This is a genomic window from Acidovorax sp. GW823-FHT01C06 (genome assembly GCF_058798375.1).
This window is the reverse complement of sequence record NZ_JBXAKN010000003.1, coordinates 372,425-386,950: the sequence shown is the minus strand read 5'-3', so window position 1 is coordinate 386,950 and position 14,526 is coordinate 372,425. Positions and strand designations below refer to the sequence as shown.

At 68.6% G+C, this 14,526-nt stretch carries 15 protein-coding genes; 2 read left to right on the top strand and 13 right to left on the bottom strand.

Annotated elements, in window-relative coordinates:
• Nucleotides 1–206: 206 nt before the first annotated feature.
• Together AC1RCS_RS09940 and AC1RCS_RS09935 are read right to left on the bottom strand one after the other, a co-directional pair.
• The gene (locus AC1RCS_RS09940) at nt 207–491 is read right to left on the bottom strand and encodes a 7(1) septoil knot domain-containing protein (protein ID WP_218295142.1); all 285 of its coding nucleotides are present in this window, start codon (nt 489–491) and stop codon (nt 207–209) included.
• A 236-nt stretch (nt 492–727) separates the two neighbouring features.
• On the bottom strand, nt 728–1,360 hold the full coding sequence (locus AC1RCS_RS09935; protein WP_492244925.1) for a hypothetical protein: 633 nt from the start codon (nt 1,358–1,360) through the stop codon (nt 728–730).
• 217 nt (nt 1,361–1,577) lie between these two features.
• On the opposite strand from AC1RCS_RS09935, the gene AC1RCS_RS09930 reads away from it, so the two are divergent.
• Complete coding sequence (locus AC1RCS_RS09930; RefSeq protein ID WP_492244924.1) at nt 1,578–2,903, top strand: cation:proton antiporter; 1,326 nt, start codon at nt 1,578–1,580, stop codon at nt 2,901–2,903.
• Between the two features lie 94 nt (nt 2,904–2,997).
• On the opposite strand, the gene AC1RCS_RS09925 is transcribed toward AC1RCS_RS09930, so the two are convergent.
• The 3 genes from AC1RCS_RS09925 to AC1RCS_RS09915 all read right to left on the bottom strand — a co-directional run bounded on the left by AC1RCS_RS09925 (nt 2,998) and on the right by AC1RCS_RS09915 (nt 5,817).
• Nucleotides 2,998–4,047, bottom strand: coding sequence for a phytanoyl-CoA dioxygenase family protein (locus AC1RCS_RS09925; protein WP_255594664.1), 1,050 nt, complete (start codon nt 4,045–4,047; stop codon nt 2,998–3,000).
• A 95-nt stretch (nt 4,048–4,142) separates the two neighbouring features.
• Nucleotides 4,143–5,462: a type II toxin-antitoxin system HipA family toxin gene (locus AC1RCS_RS09920; RefSeq protein ID WP_492244923.1), complete on the bottom strand. Its 1,320-nt coding sequence runs from the start codon at nt 5,460–5,462 to the stop codon at nt 4,143–4,145.
• A 46-nt stretch (nt 5,463–5,508) separates the two neighbouring features.
• Nucleotides 5,509–5,817 (bottom strand): helix-turn-helix domain-containing protein, encoded by a 309-nt coding sequence (locus tag AC1RCS_RS09915; RefSeq protein WP_492244922.1) that lies wholly within the window; start codon nt 5,815–5,817, stop codon nt 5,509–5,511.
• Between the two features lie 93 nt (nt 5,818–5,910).
• Here AC1RCS_RS09915 and AC1RCS_RS09910 point away from each other — a divergent pair, with 93 nt between their 5' ends.
• Nucleotides 5,911–6,456 carry a P-loop NTPase family protein gene (locus AC1RCS_RS09910; RefSeq protein WP_492244921.1) on the top strand — a complete coding sequence of 182 codons (546 nt, stop codon included), beginning with the start codon at nt 5,911–5,913 and terminating at the stop codon, nt 6,454–6,456.
• A 127-nt stretch (nt 6,457–6,583) separates the two neighbouring features.
• On the opposite strand, the gene AC1RCS_RS09905 is transcribed toward AC1RCS_RS09910, so the two are convergent.
• The 8 genes from AC1RCS_RS09905 to AC1RCS_RS09870 form a co-directional block, all read right to left on the bottom strand.
• Complete coding sequence (locus AC1RCS_RS09905; RefSeq protein ID WP_492244920.1) at nt 6,584–7,642, bottom strand: NAD(P)/FAD-dependent oxidoreductase; 1,059 nt, start codon at nt 7,640–7,642, stop codon at nt 6,584–6,586.
• A gap of 124 nt (nt 7,643–7,766) precedes the next feature.
• Nucleotides 7,767–8,096 (bottom strand): ferredoxin FdxA, encoded by a 330-nt coding sequence (gene fdxA, locus AC1RCS_RS09900; RefSeq protein ID WP_055393870.1) that lies wholly within the window; start codon nt 8,094–8,096, stop codon nt 7,767–7,769.
• Between the two features lie 114 nt (nt 8,097–8,210).
• A complete protein-coding gene (locus tag AC1RCS_RS09895; RefSeq protein ID WP_492244919.1) occupies nt 8,211–9,578 on the bottom strand; it encodes a sulfate adenylyltransferase subunit 1 in 1,368 nt (455 codons plus the stop codon).
• Nucleotides 9,578–10,543 (bottom strand): sulfate adenylyltransferase subunit CysD, encoded by a 966-nt coding sequence (cysD, locus tag AC1RCS_RS09890; protein WP_492244918.1) that lies wholly within the window; start codon nt 10,541–10,543, stop codon nt 9,578–9,580. Before cysD ends, AC1RCS_RS09895 begins: the two co-directional genes overlap by 1 nt.
• A 162-nt stretch (nt 10,544–10,705) precedes the next feature.
• Nucleotides 10,706–11,329, bottom strand: a complete 624-nt coding sequence (locus AC1RCS_RS09885) for a phosphoadenosine phosphosulfate reductase domain-containing protein (protein ID WP_218294604.1) — start codon at nt 11,327–11,329, stop codon at nt 10,706–10,708.
• A 44-nt stretch (nt 11,330–11,373) separates the two neighbouring features.
• Nucleotides 11,374–11,763 carry a DUF934 domain-containing protein gene (locus AC1RCS_RS09880; RefSeq protein ID WP_492244917.1) on the bottom strand — a complete coding sequence of 130 codons (390 nt, stop codon included), beginning with the start codon at nt 11,761–11,763 and terminating at the stop codon, nt 11,374–11,376.
• 29 nt (nt 11,764–11,792) lie between these two features.
• A complete protein-coding gene (locus AC1RCS_RS09875; RefSeq protein ID WP_218340994.1) occupies nt 11,793–13,580 on the bottom strand; it encodes a nitrite/sulfite reductase in 1,788 nt (595 codons plus the stop codon).
• Nucleotides 13,581–13,590: 10 nt separating this feature from the next.
• Entirely contained in the window at nt 13,591–14,394 is an 804-nt protein-coding gene (locus tag AC1RCS_RS09870) for a sulfite exporter TauE/SafE family protein (protein WP_218340995.1), read from the bottom strand.
• Nucleotides 14,395–14,526: the final 132 nt, after the last annotated feature.

Here is a 14,526-nt window from a genome sequence, read left to right as displayed (position 1 = left end):
CTTTTGCAGCAAGCGCTGGCAGCTATCAAATCAGGAGTATTCGGGGTGCGCGGCCCGGCGCGCGGCGCCCAGGCGCCATGTTACGCGCGCCACGCCGCGCGCGCGGGGGGCAGGCCTCGCGTTGCGGCAAGGCTGGGCCTGCGATTCGCGTCGCCAGCACCGGGGCAGGGTGGCGTTGGGGCTGCGCCCTGGCCGCGCGCCGGGGCTCAGCCCAGCTTGCCGCGCAGCAGATGGTCCTTGTTGCGCCAGCCTGCCTGTTCGGGAGTGCCCACCTTGAACAGCTTCAGGTCCGCCTGGCTGGCGTGCCTGACCCGCAGGACCTTGAAGCTGGCCTGGTTCGCGTAGGCCACGAAGAACCAGATCGCATCGCCGCTGGCCTGCGTGGCATAGGCCACCTCGTGCCAGCACAGGTCGGCCAGGCTTTCGTGGGCGACCTCGCACACGCGCGCATCGGCCTGGTGCTCGTACTTCACTTCCAGGATCTTGGCCATGGGCATCCTTTCTGGCGGTCAGGCGGTGAAGGTGGCTGTGCGCAAGGGAAGCCGCCGCGCCGCGCAACCACCGGCCCCGCCACCCGAGTATCCGGGCTTTGGGGGCGCTGCGGTGCGTGCCCTGCGGGTCTGTCGTATTTTTGGGCCGAAACCGCCCTGGGCGCTGGTTGGGTCAGCGTGCGACGCTATCATTTTTGGAGGTTGTCGTGGAAATGCCCCCGGGCCTGGCCCGCCGCTCAGTCTTCCACCTGCGCGGATTCCACGAACACCAGCTCGCACGAATGCGCGCCCGAGTCCGACCGCGTGAGCGAGCTGGTCCAGCGCCAGCCGCTGGGGTGGGAGACCTCGACCAGCTTGCCCGTGATGCGGATGTACCCGCCCTTGCGTGCCTTCTTGAGCGCCCGTTCCACCGTGGGCGTGGCCGCGATCATGTGCATGTTGGCGGACGATTCGATGATCTCCTGCAGCGGGATGGGCGGCTGGTCGCGCCAGGAGTAGCGGTACCAGCGGTTGCCCTGGGTGATGCCCAGGGGCTCGTACACGGCCGGCTCCGCCATGCGCTTCCACCCCAGCGCCAGGTCCACGGGGGAGAGCTCGGCTTCCTTGCCCGCGTGGTAGTCCTCGCGTGCCAGCACCCGTGCGCGCACCGCGAATGCCGCCAGCGGCTTGACCTGGTAGCCCCGGAACTCGAAAGGCGCCTCGCTGGTGGCGGCCTGCACCGGGCTGTCCGCGAACTGCTGCTGCTGCGTCACGGCGGCGGGCCCCAGGCTCTGCAGCCGCTGGTCGGCCCGGTGCACCCGCAGCTTCTCGATGGCGAAAAAGGCCACCGCCAGCGCGATGGCGATCTTGAGGAGCGTTGACAGGTTCATGCGCGGGCCGAAGAAGGGTTTGCGCGATTGTGAACAGGTTTCGGTACTGGCGGCATCCGCTGACAGCCGCAGGGGCCGTGCCCCGGCACAGCCTTGCCGGGGCACGGCCATACAGTGGCGTGATGAGCGTGCCATCTATTCGCCACCCAGCCCGGCCCCTGCCCCCGCGCGCCAGGGGCGCCCTGGCCGTGCGCCGGGGGTGTGGCACGGTGTGTCCATGAGCGAAGCCCTGCTTGTCCCGCTGGGCTTCCTGCTGGTGGGCCTGCTGCTGGTGGTGATGACATTGACGAGTTCGCTGATCTCGCGCGTACCGCTCAGCTCGGCCATCCTTTACCTGGCCGTGGGCGTGGGCATCGGCCCGTGGGGGCTGGGCCTGCTGGTGCTGGACCCGCTGGGCGATGCGGCGCTGCTGGAGCGGCTCACCGAGATCGCCGTGCTGATTTCGCTCTTCACAGTGGGCCTGAAGCTGGAGCTGCCGCTGCGCGATGCGCGCTGGCGCATCCCGCTGCAGCTGGCCACGGTCTCCATGCTGCTGACGGTGGGGGCCATCGCGGCCGTGGGCGTGTGGCTGCTGCGGCTGCCGCTGGGGGTGTCGGTGCTGCTGGGGGCCATCCTCGCCCCGACCGACCCCGTGCTCGCGTCGGACGTGCAGGTGGCCGAGCCCCAGGACCGCGACCGCCTGCGCTTTGGCCTGACGGGCGAGGGCGGGCTCAATGACGGCACCGCGTTTCCCCTGGTGATGCTCGGCCTCGGGCTGATGTCCCTGCATGACCTGGGCGAGGGGGGATGGCGCTGGTGGGCGGTGGACGTGCTCTGGGCCGTGGCGGGGGGCGTGGGCATCGGCTTCGCGCTGGGCGCGGTGGTGGGCCGGGCCATCCTGTACCTGCGCATGCGCCACCGCGAGATGCTGGGGCCGGACGAGTTCATGGTGCTGGGCCTCATCGCGCTGGCCTATGGCACGGCCCTGCTGTGCCATGCCTACGGGTTTCTGGCCGTCTTCGCCGCCGGGCTGGCGCTGCGGCGCGTGGCGGCGCAGCCCGCCGGCCCTGCGCCGACGTTGGCGGAGGTGGAGGTGGAGGGCGCCACGGAAGTCGGGCACATGGAGCCCGCGCAGGCGCCGGGCCACATGATGCAGGCGGTCGAGCGCTTCAACGCCCAGCTCGAGCGCATCGCCGAAGTCGCCGTGGTGCTGGTGGTGGGCGCCCTGCTCACCGTGGTGAACTTTGATGCCGAGGTGCTGTGGTTCGTCCCCCTGCTGCTGTTCGCCATCCGCCCCTTGGCGGTCTACGCCGGTTTGGTGGGGACCCGGGTGAAGCGCTCCCAGCGCCGCCTCATCGCGTGGTTTGGCATCCGCGGCATCGGCTCCGTGTACTACCTCATGTACGCCATCACGCACGGCCTGCACCCGGTGATCGCGCAGCGCCTGCTGGCGATCACGCTGGCGGTGGTGGTGGCCTCGGTGCTGCTGCACGGCATCTCGGTCACGCCGCTGATGCGGCGCTACGAGAAGCGCAAGGACGCCAGGCGGGTGGCCGAGGACTGAAGGGCGCCGGCCGCCGGCCACGGTGGATGCCACCCGATGCCGCCGGATGGAGCGGCGCCTTGCCGGGACGCGCGGGGCGAAGGGGCGGGCGGCGTCAGATCCAGGTGGCGTGGCTGGGGACGTGGGCGGGGGCCATGTTGATGTACTGCACCAGGCGGGGCCGCGCGCCCCGGTTCGGGCTGGGGCCATGGGGCAGGGCCTGGTGCCAGATCACCAGGTCGCCCGCGTGGGCGCCGATGGGCGTGGCGCCCAGCGCGTGCAGGTCCTGCTGGCGCGGGTCGGCGCCGGCGGGCAGGTGCTCCAGCCAGCCGCCCACCCGGCGGTGAAAACCCGGCACCAGGGTGAGGGCGCCCTGTTCGGGGGGCGTGTCGGTCAGGTACAGGATGCCCTGGGTGGCGAAGGGGATGGGCTGGTGCAGGCTCACATCCCAATGCATGCCCTGGCCGCCATAGGGGTAGCCCGCGCGTTCGGGTGGATTGAACCCGCAGCGGTCCGTGCTGCGCCACAGGTCCGCCGTGCCCCACAGCTGGGCAAAGGCCTTGTGGATGCGCAGGGAGCGCCGGTTGGCCTCGAAGGCGGGGTGCTGGAACAGCTGGACCATGGTGTTGCGCGGGGCGTGGGCATACCACGACGCCGTATCGGCGGGGTCGGCGCGCACCGCGTCCCACACGGCGTGCGCCGCGGCGGCGCTGTCGTGCGGCGGCACGGCAGCGCGCACCACCACGTAGCCATGCTCGTCCCAATGCGCAAGGTCCTCCGCATTCAGCACGGGCTCCATCGCGTCGATCCGGGCATGCAGCTGCAAGGCCGCTTCGGGCGCCGGGCCGCCATCCACAAGGGCTTGAATCCGCGCCACGGTGGTTGCATCGGGCGCGCCCGCCGTGCGCACGATCCAGTCCTCGAAGGCGGCGAACTCCGGGGCCTCGCGCAGCACGTACTGCATGGTCTGCTCCAGCCCCACCCCCAGCGCGGCCAGCACGATCTGCGTGCGGTGGCCTTCCCCGTGGGAGCTCTGTGCCAGGCCCCTGCGGGCGGCCATCCAGCGGGCCCAGCAGCGCTTGAGGTGGGGGACCCGCAAGGCGCCCGTCTCCGTGTCTGGCGGCAGTGGGTGGGGCAGGGGCGTGGGGGCGGCAGCGGCGGACATGGAGGGGCAGGGGACAGGAGAATGGAAAGAGGGCACGGCCGATCGGGGACACGCGTGCCCGTGGGCGCCCTCCCATTTTGCAACGTCGCCTGCTGTCAACGTGCCAGGGCCACGCCCCCGGCAAGCCGCTGGGTGACGGCGGCCCGCAGGGAATCGGGCGCATCCGCGATCAGGCGGGGCCATTGCTCCCGGGCCCGCGCCACCGTGTCGCGCAGGAGCGCCAGGTGGCGCGGTACGCGCAGCAGTCCGGCCGACTTCATGAGGCCTTCCATGTCGTCCCAGCTGAACGCGCGCAGCGCGCGGTCGATGGAGCGGTTCATCGCGTACTGGCCCTCGGGCACGCCCTCGAAGAACGCGGCCACGCACACCGGGTCGTACACCGGCGCCAGTTGCGGCACGCGCCCGTCGGGGTAGACCAGCGCCCAGTTCTTCAGGTGCGCATCGGTGTTGCCCATGAGGATGAACGCCACCATGCGCGCCAGGAACTCGCGTGTGTCTTGCACCGGCTGGCGGCTCAGGCGGTTGAGCACGCGCAGCATGGTGGACCAGTCTTGCAGGATGCCCTTGCCGTACTTTTGCCGCGGGGTGTAGCCCAGCACCTGGTTGAACTCCTCCATGTGCACGCGGGCGCCGCCGGGCAGGTGGTCAAAGCGCTGCACGGCCAATATCTCGTTGAAGGGCACGGTGCCCGGCAGGTCGGCCTCGGCGCGGGTGATGACGCGTGCAGCGGCGCAGTGCAGGCCCAGCGCCTTGCACAGCTGGTAGCCGGCGAACTCGTTGGCCACCAGGTCGGGGTGCGCGGTGGTGGGCAGCTTGAGGATCACGCTGCCGGCCGCGCCCTGGCGGCGCACGGTGTAGCGGCGGCCGTCCAGCACCGCGCTGAACTTGGTGACCACGCCGGGCAGCGATGCGGCGTCTTCCACCGGGAATTCGACAAAGCCCGGCTCCAGCACGTCCAGCCCTTGCGTGGTGTGCCAGTGCCGCACCACGTCGGGGATGCCGTCTTGCGCGGGCACGGGCTCCACCTCCAGCGCGCCCATCAGGTCGTGGCCCGCGGCGGCCAGCAGTTCGAACTCGTCGTCGGGGCTGCAGCCGCGCTCGCGCGCCAGCCGCTCGCGGTTGTGGCCCTCGGGCAGCAGGTTCTGAAAATACACGGGCCAGCGCCCGTCGGTGCGCACCAGCCGTGCATCCCGCGCCGACGCCAGGATCTGCTGCGTGGCCGCCTCGTCGGCACCTTGAAAGCTGAGCGACAGGGTGGGGCGCTGCGGGTTGCGGATGTAGCTCTCGTCAAACGACACGCGCAGGATGTCGCCGTACTGCGAAAGGTAGCCAATCGCCTCGCGCCCGCCCGCCGCGCCGTCTGCCAGGGCGGGGCGGTGCAGGTACAGGCGCAGGTAGCGGATGGAGGTGCTCATGGGGCCGGGTATGCGCAGGCGCGTGCGGGTGTGGGCGCTGGCGGCCTCAGCCGGCGCGGCTCAGGCTGTCCACCACCGACGGCGGCGCGTCCACTCCCGCGGGCTGGCCCAGGAACTTGCCGCCCGACTGGATGAACGCCTCCAGGCTGGGCCGCAGGCTGCTGGGCACGGCAATGATGTCCATGCCCAGCACGCGGGCCATCTCGGCCAGGGTGGAGTAGCGCGGGTCCAGGTCGCCACCTTCGGTGCGCTGGACGGTCATGCGGGAGAGGCCCGCGCGGTCGGCGAGTTCGGCCTGGGTGAGCTTGCCGGCTTTGCGGGCGATGGCCAGGCTCTGAATGAGATCGTTGTTCATGATTATATTTATACTCTTTTATTTGAAAAAGATAAACATAGGTATCATTATCGCCATTGGTCTTGGCAAAAATACAGTTCAAGGAACCCACCATTGACCCAACTGCTGCGAATCCATGTCACCGGTGCTTCAGGCTCTGGCACGTCCACGCTGAGCGCGGCCCTGGCCGCAGCGTTGAACGGGGCCCACCTCGACGCTGACGACTACTACTGGCTGCCCACCACGCCGCCGTTCACCAGCAGGCGGGACCCTACACAGCGCCTGGCCCTGCTCCTCGGCGACTTGCGCGCCAGCAAGGTGGCGGTGCTGGCCGGTTCCGTGGCCGGGTGGGGGCAGGAACTGGAAGACTGCTTTGACCTGATCGTGTTTCTCTACCTGGATGCTCCCGCGCGCCTCGCGCGCCTTCGCCACCGGGAGGCGCAGCGCTTTGGCCAGGCGAATCCTGCTTTCCTGGAATGGGCGGCTCAATACGATGACGGGGTGTTGCCAGGCAGAAGCCTGCAGAGGCAGCGGGACTGGCTCGCGGCACGGCGCGGTCCCCATATCGAACTGAGCTCGGACGCTCCCGTCCAGAATCTGGTGGCGGCTGTGGTGAGGGCATTGCCTGCACGGCCATTGGATCGCACGTGGGTGCTGTAAAAATGCAGATGGAGGTAGTGCGGGAGCTTTTTCGCCTGGCCCTCGCTGCATCGACCTTCCGGGCGCCTCCCTTGTTGCTCTTCGGAGGGACGCGCGCAAGCCAAGGAGCTTGGCGGGTTTCGGGGCGCTATTTCGCCGCGGTGGAAGGCGGCAGCGGCTCTGCCACACCCAGCAGCTGGTGCAGCCGTGGGCTCGTGGTGGTGTATTGCAGCGCCACCTTGCCGCCCTTGAGCGCCTCGGCCGCGCCAAAGGCCGCCAGCGTGGCCTCGTGGAAGCCGCACAGGATGAGCTTGCGTTTGCCGGGGTAGGTGTTGATGTCGCCCACGGCGTGGATGCCGGGCACGCTGGTGCGGAAGGCCTCGGTGTCCACCACGAGTTGCTTGCGCTCCAGGGCGATGCCCCAGTCGGCGATAGGCCCGAGCCGGGGAGAGATGCCGAGCACGGCCACCAGCACGTCGAGCGGCAGGGCGCGGCTGCTGCCATCGGCGTCCGCCACCTGCAAGGCGGTCAGCTGGTCGCCAGCGGTCTCAATGCCGGTGATCTGTGCGGCCTCGACGTGGATGCGGCCCGCATCGCGCAGTTGCTGCAGGCGCTGCAGCAGGGCATCCGGGGCCTGGAACACATCGCGGCGGTGCAGCAGGCTCACGCGGGCGGCCTGGCCTTGTTCGGCCAGTTCCACGGCGCGGGCCACGGCGGGCTCGTCGCCGCCGTGCACGACCACATGGCGTCCGGCCACGTGGGCCGTGGAGGGCAGGTTCTGGTAGTGGACCTGGGTGCCCACAAAGCGCTCGATGCCGTCCACCTTGAGCGTGCGCGGCACAAAGGCGCCCACGCCGGCGGCAATGAACACGCTGCGGGCCAGCAGCTGCGCACCTTGCGAGGTTTCGACCAGCAGGCGCCCATCGGCCTGCACGGTGAGTGCGGAGACCAGCGTGCCCAGGTGCCACTGGGTCTTGAACGGCGCAATCTGCTGAAGCAGCAAACCGGCCAGCTCGCGCCCGGTGCACACCGGGATGCCCGGGATGTCGTAGATGGGTTTGTCGCCGTACAGCTCGACGCACTGGCCACCCGCATGAGGCAGGGCGTCGATCAGGTGGGCGGTGATGCCTTGCAGGCCCAGCTGGAAGACCTGGAACAGGCCCACGGGACCCGCGCCGATGACGACGGCGTCGGTTTCTTGAATCATGCTCAAGCCACGCGCGCAGCGCCCGAAACTGGCGCTGCCAAAGACCTGTGCACCCGTGGAACTGGCTTTGCCAGGCCACTGGTGGCGTCCCCCTTGAGGGATGGCGCGAAGCGACTCAGGAGGGTCACTTGACCAGTTCGTTGACCTTGCCCGGCTTGCCGTTCCACTCGTCGGCGTCGGGCAGCGCGGGCTTGCGCTTGGTGATGCTCTTCCAGCCGTCGGCGAAGGCCAGGTCGGCATTGAGCTTGATGAAGGCGATCTGGTCGGCCGGCAGGTCTTCTTCGGCAAAGATGGCGTTGGCCGGGCACTCGGGGATGCAGACGGCGCAGTCGATGCACTCGTCGGGGTCGATGACGAGCATGTTCGGGCCTTCGCGGAAGCAGTCCACGGGGCACACGTCCACACAATCGGTGTACTTGCACTTGATGCAGTTTTCGGAGACGACGTGGGTCATGACAAAGGTTGTGTGGGTCGGTGAAAACCCTCAATTTTAGAAGCTTTCACCGACCTTTGGTTACAGGGCCCCTTCCCCGGATGGGGTGACTTGGGGGGGTGGCGCTGATCTGGATCAGTTGACCAGCACGGCGCCAGCGGTTTTGTGGCTCGCGGTGTCCACCAGGATCAGCGATCCGAGCACCCGGGCCTTGCCGAAGGCTGCGGCGGGAATCGCCTCCTGCAGCAGCAGGTCCACATGGCCGATGGCGTTGGGGTCGAGCTGCGTGGCGGCTTCCTCGGCCAGCGTGTGGATGTTGAGCTTGTGCACCACGGCCTTCACCTTGGCCTTGACCCAGCGGTGGCCGTGCAGCGCCCAGTACACGCGGCCGGCGACCAGGGGTTCGTCATCCATCCAGGCCACGGTGGTGCGCAGCTCGCGGCTGGCGGGCCATGCGGGCACGCTGGCCGGCGTGTCGAAGTCGTCCTCGGCGGGGGCGGTGGTGGCCGCGGGCGCGGCCAGAATCCAGTCGCCGCGCGAGACGTCCACCTCGCGGTCGAGGATGAAACCGGCGCTGGTGCCAGCGGGCACGTCGGTGGGGCGGCGGGCATGGTCCAGCACCTGGGCCACGGTGGCCAGCTGGCCGCTGGGGAAGATCTGCACCGGCGTGCCGGGGGTGACATTGCCCGAGGCCACACGGCCCCAGAACACGCGGCGGCCTTGGGATGTGTCGGACGAGGAGGAGAACTTCTCGACCCACTGCACCGGGAAGGCCAGGGGCAGCGCCGTGTCGGGGGGCGTGTTGGGCAGGGCTTCGAGCACCTGCAGCAGCGTGGGGCCCTCGTAGCCGCACCAGCCCGCGTGGGCGTCCACCACGTTCCAGCCCTTGAGCGCCGACACGGGCACCGTCGCACGCACGGCGATGCCGGCGGCCTGGGCAAACGCCGCCAGCGCGCCCTGGATGTGCTTCCAGGCGAGCGCTGGGTCTTCCACCGCGTCGAGCTTGTTCACGGCGAACACCAGCGAATGCACGCGCAGCAGGTGGGCCAGCAGGCTGTGGCGGCGGGTTTGCGGCAGCAGGGCGAGGTCGGCGTTCTTCCAGTCGAGCTTGGTGGCATCGACCAGCACCACGGCCGCGTCGGCGCTGCTGGCGGCCGTGACCATGTTGCGGGTGTACTGCTCGTGGCCGGGCGCGTCGCCGATGATGAACTTGCGCTCTTCGGTGGCGAAGTAGCGGTAGGCCACGTCGATGGTGATGCCTTGCTCGCGCTCTGCGCTGAGGCCGTCGGTCAGCAGGGCCAGGTCGGTTTCGCCCTGGCGCTGTACGCCGGCAAGGTGGTCCTGCAGCACGGCCTTGCTGTCCACCAGCAGGCGGCCGATCAATGTGCTCTTGCCATCGTCCACCGAGCCGCAGGTGATGAACTTCAGGGCAGAAATGTGGTCATTTTGGCCGCCAGCGATTGATGCATAAGCGCTAGTAGCTATCGAATTCATAGTGGTCATCAGAAGTACCCGTCTTTCTTGCGCTTTTCCATCGAGGCGTCGCTGGTCTTGTCATCCATGCGCGTCGCGCCGCGCTCGCTCACGTCGGCGGCCAGGGTCTCGATCACGATGTCGGCGGCCGTGGCCGCCGTGCTCTCCACCGGTGCGGTGCAGGTGATGTCGCCCACCGTGCGAAAACGCACGTCGCGCGTCTGCACCGTCTCGCCCTCGCGCGACGGGGTCAGCTCGGTCACCGGCATCAGGAGGCCCTTGCGGTCCACCACCTGTCGCTTGTGCGTGTAGTAGATGCTGGGCAGCGCGATGCTCTCGCGGTCGATGTACTGCCACACGTCGAGTTCGGTCCAGTTGCTGATGGGGAACACGCGGAAGTGTTCGCCGGGCTGCAGGCGGGTGTTGAACAGGGTCCACAGCTCGGGGCGCTGGGCCTTGGGCTGCCACTGGCCGAAGCTGTCGCGGTGCGAGAAGATGCGCTCCTTGGCGCGGGCCTTTTCCTCGTCGCGGCGGGCGCCGCCGATGAGCGCGTCGAAGCGGAATTCCTCGATCGCTTCGAGCAGCGTGACCGACTGGTGCACGTTGCGCGATTCGCCGGGGTGGGCCAGGCGCACGGTGCCGCGCGCCATCGAGTCCTCGACGCTGCGCACGATGAGTTCGGCGCCCAGCTCCTTGGCGCGGAAGTCGCGGAAGTCCGTGACCTCGGGGAAGTTGTGGCCCGTGTCGATCATGAGCAGCGGGTAGGGAATGCCGCCGCCGCTGGCCTTGGTGCCAAAGGCTTTCTCGGCGCACTTGAGCATCACCAGCGAGTCCTTGCCGCCCGAGAACAGCAGGGTGGGGCGCTCGAAGGCGGCGGCGACTTCACGCAGGATGAAGATGGTTTCTTCTTCCAGCGCGTCCAGGTGCGAGTTGTTCAGGTGGTAGCTCATGTCGTTGTTCTGCAGCAGCTGCGCGGCATCGGTGCGGGCATTCATGGTGGGTTGCTTTCGGTCGTCGATTCAATGTCCGTGGCGTGCGCAACTGGCACGCCCGAGGCCAGTGCACCCGTGGAACCGGCTTTGCCGGGCCACCGGGTGCGTCCCCCTCCCGCGAAGCGAGAGAGGGGGAAGACGCGAAGCGGCTCAGGGGGTGTCATTTCAGTGCGCGATGTGCAGGCCGCACTCGCGGTTCTCTTCGCCCTTGGTCGGGTCCACATAATCGAAGTTGTTGGGCAGGCCGTGCTGGACGCAGTATTCGTGCAGATCCTTGGACGACCAGTGCAGCAGCGGCGCCACCTTGATCAGGCCGTCGGGGTTGATGCTCACCGGGTCCATCTGTGCGCGCACGGCGGTGTCGGTGGCGCGCAGCGCGGTGAACCACACCTTGGGCGCGGTCTCGCGCAAGGCGCGGGCGAAGGGCTCGAGCTTCACTTCTTCGGTGAACGCGGCGTGGCGGGGGTCGTCCAGGGCAGGCGTTGCGCCCTCCACGGCCTCGCGGTGCGCGCGCGAGCGGCGCGGTAGGTAGATCTTGAGGTTCAGGCCCAGCTGCTTTGTCACCTCGTCGGCAAAGCGGTAGGTGGCTTCGGTGTTGTAGCCGTTGTCCATCCAGACCACCGGCACATCGGGGTTCACCGCGGACACCATGTGCAGGATCACCGCCTCGAAGGGACGGAAGTTGGTGGTGACGATGGGGCTCTGGCCCAGGCCCAGGGCCCAGGCGACGAGGCCTTCGGCGTTGCGGCCCAGGTCGGCATTGACGCGTGCGAGATCGAATTGGCTCATGGTGGGGTGCTCGTGGGTGTGCGTAGCAGCGCTGCGGGCCTGGCTCAGGCGGCAGCCTTGTCGGCAAAGAGAGGCTGCGGGTGCACCGCGTCGCCCTGGTAGAAGCCGGGGAACATCTCGAACTGGCGCTGCGCATCGGCCGGGTCCACGCCATCGCGCAGCACGGCCGACGAAAAGCCCGTGCGCTGCATCTGCACCAGCTGGTCGATCAGCACGTCGCCCGTGGCGCGGATGTCGCCCGCAAAGCCGCGGCGGCGGCGCAGCAAGAAGGCCTGGCTGAACGCGCGGCCATCGGTGAAGCTGGGGAAGTGCAGGTCCACGCGCTCGACGCCGTCGAGCGGCAGGGCCAGTGCATCGGCATTGTTGGCCAGCGCCACGGCGCGGGCATCGCCCTCTGCGGGCGGCTGGTGGTCTTGGGAGGCAAGAATTTTCATGGGTCTTATCAGGGCGTGGCGGCTGGCGATCAGGCCGTGGCCAGCTCTTCCTTGGCGGGGTGGCGGGCAGTCTTGGCGGCTTCCTTGAAGGGGTCCAGGCCGGTGCGGCGCACGGTGTTCTGAAAGCTCTCGCCGCTTTCGCGCAGGCTGCGGTAGGTGGTGAGCACGGCTTCGATCACATCGGGCACTTCGGCGGCCGAGAACGAAGGGCCGATCACCTTGCCGGCCACGGCGGCGCCCGACAGGTCCGAGCCGTCCGAGCCGCCGAGCGTGACCTGGTACCACTCCTTGCCGTCCTTGTCGACGCCCAGGATGCCGATGTGGCCGCTGTGGTGGTGGCCGCAGCTGTTGATGCAGCCGCTGATGTGCAGGTCGATCTCGCCGATGTCGTCGAGCTCGTCCAGATCCTGGTAGCGCTGGGTGATGGCCTCGGCGATCGGCAGCGAGCGGGCGTTGGCCAGCGCGCAGAAGTCGCCGCCGGGGCAGGCGATCATGTCGGTGAGCAGCTGCACGTTGGCGCTGGCCAGGCCCAGGGCCTTGGCCTCTTGCCACAGCTCGAACAGGCGGCTGGCATGCACCCAGGGCAGCACCACGTTCTGGTCGTGCGTCACGCGGGCTTCGCCGGCGGAATACTTGTCCACCAGGTCGGCCACGGCGATCAGCTGCTCGCTGGTCGCGTCGCCGGGCGACTGGCCGGGGCGCTTGAATGACAGCGTCACGGCGCGCAGCTGCGGGTTCTGGTGCGCGTGCACGTTGCGCTTGAGCCAGCGGCCAAACATCACATGCTCCGCCGCCTGTGCGTCCAGCGACGCCTGCAAGGCTGCGGGGGCCACGTCGGCAATGTCGGCCAGCTTGGGTGGCACAAAGCAGGCGGCCACGCGGTCGAACTCGGCCTGGGGCACGGTGTGCGGGCCGCCGTCGATCTCCATGATCTGGCGGTACTCTTCTTCCACATCGTCGATGTACTGCTGGCCTTCGGACTTGACCAGGATCTTGATGCGGGCCTTGTACTTGTTGTCGCGGCGGCCGTGCTCGTTGTACACGCGCACGATGGCCTCGATGTAATTCATGATCTGATTCCAGGGCAGGAACTCGCGGATCACCGTGCCGATCACCGGCGTGCGGCCCATGCCGCCGCCCACGAAGACCTTGAAGCCGATCTCCCCCGCCTCGTTCTTGACGAGGTGCAGGCCCACGTCGTGCCAGCCGGTGGCGGCGCGGTCGTCCTTGGCGCCGCTGATGGCGATCTTGAACTTGCGCGGCAGGAACGCGAACTCCGGGTGCAGCGTGGTCCACTGGCGGATGATTTCCGCGTAGGGGCGCGGGTCCACGATCTCATCCACGGCCACGCCAGCCAGTGCGTCGGTGGTGGTGTTGCGGATGCAGTTGCCGCTGGTCTGGATGCCGTGCATGTCCACGGTGGCCAGCAGGTCCATCACGTCGGCGCTCTTGGACAGCGGAATCCAGTTGAACTGCACATTGGTGCGCGTGGTGAAGTGGGCGCAGTTCTTGGGCAGGAAGGTGGTGCCCAGCAGGCCCTGGCCTTCCATGGCGGCCTTGAACACGGCCGCTTCGGGCTCGTCGTACTCGCGGGCGATGGTGGCCAGCACGCGCAGCTGGCGGCTGGCGATCTCGCCGTAGGGCACGGCCACGCGCAGCATGGGGGCGTAGCGCTGCACGTACCAGCCGTTTTGCAGGCGCAGGGGGCGGAAGTCGTCCTCGGCCAGTTTGCCAGCCTGCCAGCGGTTGAGCTGGTCGCGGAACTGGCGGGCGCGCTGCTTGACGAACGTCTTGTCGAAGGGTGTGTATTGATACATCGTGGACCAATCAGATCATTATTAATTTGGCGCCTGCCCAGGCCAGCAGGAGGGACAGCGCGGAGCGGATCAGGCGCTCGGGGGTGCGGGTGACCAGGCGCGAGCCCAGCCAGATGCCCGGCAACGAGCCAGCCAGCAATTGTGCAAGCAAAGGCCAGTCCACCGAACCCAGCGTGGCATGGCCCAGACCCGCCACCAGGGTCAATGGCACGGCATAGGCGATGTCGGCACCGATCACGCGGGGCAGGGGTAGCAGGGGGTAGACCAGCAGCAGCACCGTGACGCCGATGGCGCCCGCGCCCACCGAGGTGAAGGTGACCAGCGTGCCGATCACGGCGCCCAGCAGCACGGGCAGGCTCCAGTGGCGGGGGCGGGTGGATTGCTCGGTGCTGGCCTGGCGCTTGGCATGGTCGGCCGCCTGGCGCTGGCGCGAGAAGGCCACCACCTTGTACAGCGTGGCCGCGGCTGTCAACAGCAGCGCGAAACCGAGCGTGGTCGTCATGATGCGCTGCGCCTGGGCACTGGCGGGGCCCAGGACCTTGAGCGCCCACAGCGCCAGCAGCGCGGCCGGAATGCTGCCCGCGCACAGCTGGGCCACCACGCGCCAGGGCACCAGGCGCTGGCGCGCCATGCTCACGGTGCCGCCCATCTTGGTGAATGCGGCAAACAGCAGGTCGGTGCCGATGGCCAGGTGGGGCTTCACGCCGAAGAAAAAGATCAGCACGGGGGTCATCAGCGAGCCGCCGCCGACCCCGGTCAGGCCCACGATGAACCCGACCGCAAAGCCTGCGAAGACAAACACCAATTCATGCATAGGGTGCGAATGTAGGATGCTCGCTTATGGATGCAAACTATTGTTTCGTCCTTCCAATATGCCTATTTGCTTATAAGCAAGGATTGGCGCGGGTTTCCACGGGGTAAGCCGCCGTGATTCCCGGTCACGAAG

Excerpts from the sequence above, each read along its gene's own strand:
- AC1RCS_RS09940 (WP_218295142.1), bottom strand. The coding sequence starts at position 491 with ATGGCCAAGATCCTGGAAGTGAAGTACGAGCACCAGGCCGATGCGCGC.
- AC1RCS_RS09935 (WP_492244925.1), bottom strand. The coding sequence starts at position 1,360 with ATGAACCTGTCAACGCTCCTCAAGATCGCCATCGCGCTGGCGGTGGCC.
- AC1RCS_RS09930 (WP_492244924.1), top strand. The coding sequence starts at position 1,578 with ATGAGCGAAGCCCTGCTTGTCCCGCTGGGCTTCCTGCTGGTGGGCCTG.
- AC1RCS_RS09925 (WP_255594664.1), bottom strand. The coding sequence starts at position 4,047 with ATGTCCGCCGCTGCCGCCCCCACGCCCCTGCCCCACCCACTGCCGCCA.
- AC1RCS_RS09920 (WP_492244923.1), bottom strand. The coding sequence starts at position 5,462 with ATGAGCACCTCCATCCGCTACCTGCGCCTGTACCTGCACCGCCCCGCC.
- AC1RCS_RS09915 (WP_492244922.1), bottom strand. The coding sequence starts at position 5,817 with ATGAACAACGATCTCATTCAGAGCCTGGCCATCGCCCGCAAAGCCGGC.
- AC1RCS_RS09905 (WP_492244920.1), bottom strand. The coding sequence starts at position 7,642 with ATGATTCAAGAAACCGACGCCGTCGTCATCGGCGCGGGTCCCGTGGGC.
- fdxA (WP_055393870.1), bottom strand. The coding sequence starts at position 8,096 with ATGACCCACGTCGTCTCCGAAAACTGCATCAAGTGCAAGTACACCGAT.
- AC1RCS_RS09895 (WP_492244919.1), bottom strand. The coding sequence starts at position 9,578 with ATGACCACTATGAATTCGATAGCTACTAGCGCTTATGCATCAATCGCT.
- cysD (WP_492244918.1), bottom strand. The coding sequence starts at position 10,543 with ATGAATGCCCGCACCGATGCCGCGCAGCTGCTGCAGAACAACGACATG.
- AC1RCS_RS09885 (WP_218294604.1), bottom strand. The coding sequence starts at position 11,329 with ATGAGCCAATTCGATCTCGCACGCGTCAATGCCGACCTGGGCCGCAAC.
- AC1RCS_RS09880 (WP_492244917.1), bottom strand. The coding sequence starts at position 11,763 with ATGAAAATTCTTGCCTCCCAAGACCACCAGCCGCCCGCAGAGGGCGAT.
- AC1RCS_RS09875 (WP_218340994.1), bottom strand. The coding sequence starts at position 13,580 with ATGTATCAATACACACCCTTCGACAAGACGTTCGTCAAGCAGCGCGCC.
- AC1RCS_RS09870 (WP_218340995.1), bottom strand. The coding sequence starts at position 14,394 with ATGCATGAATTGGTGTTTGTCTTCGCAGGCTTTGCGGTCGGGTTCATC.